Origin of the sequence: Bartonella sp. AP258QHHD, from assembly GCF_042196145.1 — a bacterium.
Taxonomy (GTDB): domain Bacteria; phylum Pseudomonadota; class Alphaproteobacteria; order Rhizobiales; family Rhizobiaceae; genus Bartonella.
This window is the reverse complement of sequence record NZ_JBHIPR010000059.1, coordinates 1-3,334: the sequence shown is the minus strand read 5'-3', so window position 1 is coordinate 3,334 and position 3,334 is coordinate 1. Positions and strand designations below refer to the sequence as shown.

The window sequence follows — 3,334 nt, the reverse complement described above, 5'->3', positions numbered from 1 at the left end:
AAAAAAATGGATAACACACGAAGATGATCCAGAGCTATTGGGGCAAGTCCCTGGTACCTTAGCAGAAGGAGAGCCCGGAGCGGCACGCGAAACAGCACAGCTTGTTTGGGCACTGAAAGAGGATGCGCAGAATGGCACTTTCTTTCCGGTTTATATTTTACAAGATGGTGTTCTGATTGATCAAAAATCGCCCTCACTGCTTGAACCCGCCATGCAAGCTATTGCGACGTACGACCGCGCCCATGGGCATTATATCGTGAGTGGCTGCCGTGTGAGCGCATTGGGAGCCAATAACGGTTGCCAAGTGTTTAGTATTCAAGAAGGAGAAGCCAATATCAATGGCTTTAAACGCAAACGCTTAGCGGCTTTGCGTCATGAAGAACTCGAGGACTTTTCGACAAGCGTTGTTCCTAGCGAAACGCATATTTTTGCGCCCCCAAAAGGGAAAACAAGTTTCACCTTTAAACCCTATTATTTTCCTATTGCCGATATTCAGTCTCTTTTGTTGACAAAAGAAAAAACCGTTAACGTCACCCGTGGTGCCGTTGCCGCTGGGCGTGATGGTGTTCCTGATAAAAGCATCACCGCGTTTATCAAAATCGTTCAAGGAAGCAAGGAATTTAAAGAAGGCACAGATTTTAAAAAAACAGGAGACACCATTGATTGGGCACCGGTGGGAGACGAACCTTTAGCAGGGAGCAGCTATAAGGTGACTTACCGCTATCGCGCAAAAATCACGGCTGATAAAGTAACAGCGCAGGAAATCACTGTCTCAGGTGGGGCGCAAGGTGGTGATATTATCGTCAGTTACACTTACAAACTCCCCCGCATTGACCGCATAGGACTGAACACAGGGGGCAATGTGGTTTACATCAAAGGTATCTCAGTAGATCATCCCATGGCACCCAGTGTCCCTGATGATGTGTTGTCCCTTGCAACCATTACCAACAATTGGCTTGAAACGCCGGTTGTGGTTAATGATGGCACCCGTGTTGCCCCCTATGATGAAATGTGGCGCTATTTTCAACGGGTGCTTTCGCTTGATCGATTGATGCAATTAGAGCGTATTAAAAGCAATGTTGACTCTAAAGAACCTGTTGCCAAAAAGGGCATGTTTGCAGACCCTTTTCTTGATGACTCTTACAGAGATGAAGGCTTTCAACAAACGGGGGCTGTAGGCAACGGCATTTTACAGCTTGCCATTGACCCAACATTCTATACTGCTCCTTTAAAAGCGCCTGTCACGCTTGACTGGACAAATGAAGTGATCATTGCGCAAGAGTTGACAACGGCTTGCGAAAAAATCAATCCTTATCAAAATTTTGCACCCCTGCCTGGTACAGTAACCCTTGAACCCGCAACAGACTTTTGGCATGAACAACGCACCGATTGGCTCTCGGGTATCACCAATCAAATCATTATGGGAAAACATCGCGGCAGTACCATACGTAGAACAGAAGTAAGCGATAATTTCATCAACACACACCAAGAACAAATCGACTTTTTAAGACAAATTACCCTTCACTTTAAAATTGAAGGTTTTGGCAGTAGCGAAATCTTGGAAAGTCTTACCTTTGATGGTGTGAATGTTTTACCAAAGAGTCTCCTTATTGCCGATAGCAAGGGCACCCTTGAGGGCGCTTTCACGATTCCACAAAATATTACGGCTGGCACAAAAAACGTTGTGGCAAGGGGAAAAGGTGGAACCATTGCAACGGGGCTTTTTACCGGTCAAGGTCTGATTGATGTGAAAGTGATGCGGCGCACCACCACGGTGAAGATATGGACGCAAGTGGACCCACAAGCGCAAGTTTTTACCCCCGATGAAACACGGCAAATCACCGGTATTGACTTTCATCTTTGCAAAATCGGTAATGAGAACCATGATTTGGTGATTGATTTGGTCACTACAGAAAACGGTTATCCGACCGCCGATATTCAAGCACAAAGCTTTTATTCTATGAAGGGCGCAAAGGCAGGATGGGCAGAAGCACGCTATGATGTACCACTCCTTGTGATGGATGACCGCTTAACGGCTTTTGTCATTAAAACCGATGATGCTGATCATTCTGTCTCACTAGCAAAGCTTGGGGATTTTGATGCAGAACACCAAAGATTTGTCTCGAGTCACCCTTATGTAACGGGACCACGCTTTTCTTCTGTCAATGCTAGGAGCTGGACCGCTCATCAAGATGAAGCCTTAGCCTTTCGGGTGCTCGCTGCCCGCTATAGGCAAACAGAAAAGATTGTCGATTTAGGCACCTTTGACCTTGTAGACTGCTCTGATTTGCAAATACGCGCAGCCATTGAATTGCCTTCAAGTGAGTGTTCTGTTATCTTTGAAATTGAAAGAAACAATGGCACAATTTATCAACTCCTGCCCTTTCAATTGCTAAGCCTTACTGAATATATCAGTGAAAAAGTAAAACTTCGTGCCTCTCAAAGGCACCGAAAAGCTCTCACCCGTCTTGTTTGCGCCTGTTCAATTGATTGCGGGAAAGATCCATAAGGAAGCGACCTATGTCACGCGTGCTTTTACCTTTGGGGAAAAGGCAAGGTTGACCAGCTATATCAAAACCTTTTTACCGGGTGGTGCAACCTTTTCACTGGAGATGCAACTAGATGATGGTGGTTTCACCCCTTTGAAACTTGACGAAACAGAACAACTCGCTGAACCACTTTGGACAGAACGAAAATTTGTGAGCAGTGACAAAACAGCCAAACAAGCGCGCCTCAAACTCACTCTTACCGGTGGACCAGCAGCGCGGTCCATGGTGAGTGATTTTGGCGCTGGCATATTGTGATGGGAGAACAGAGATGACCAAAACCAAAAAACTCGACATGGAATTGCCTAAAGAGGGGCGTTTTATCAGTTCTGAATTCCCAATCTTGCGGGAAAACTTGACCAAAATTGATCAAGCTCTTTTGGCTGTTGAGGAAAAGGTAGACGAAAAGGCACCTTTACACCACACGCATACGATCAACGAAATCGCAGATCTAGAAAGCGCTCTCAATGGCAAAATGGCAGCGGATAAAACCTTCACTTTTGCCGATTTAAGCGATATCGAAGGCGCAAAAGATGCCGCAAATAATTATGTTCTCTATAAATCAAGCAATAATAACTTCACTTTTGGCAGTGCTGTCTCTCTATTAGGCGCACACCAACATAAAACCGAAGATATTGTGGGGCTTGACGATTTTAGAGCTAAGATCAACGAAGATCTCACAAGCTATGGGCACCTCACAAGCCCAAATGAATGGCAGAATTATAATAAATTTACCAGCAAAATCACTATGAGTGGTGGCTTAGAACTTTTGGGTAATTCGTCGTTTA

At 45.2% G+C, this 3,334-nt stretch carries 1 protein-coding gene and 1 pseudogene; both read left to right on the top strand.

Annotation, left to right across the window (positions count from 1 at the left end; translation table 11 throughout):
• Positions 1–2,804, top strand: a pseudogene (locus ACFIMM_RS06705) (DUF4815 domain-containing protein); the annotation flags it as partial.
• Between the two features lie 13 nt (positions 2,805–2,817).
• Positions 2,818–3,334: Bgr_08870 family protein (locus ACFIMM_RS06700; RefSeq protein WP_375682618.1), on the top strand; the 517-nt coding region annotated here is incomplete at its 3' end.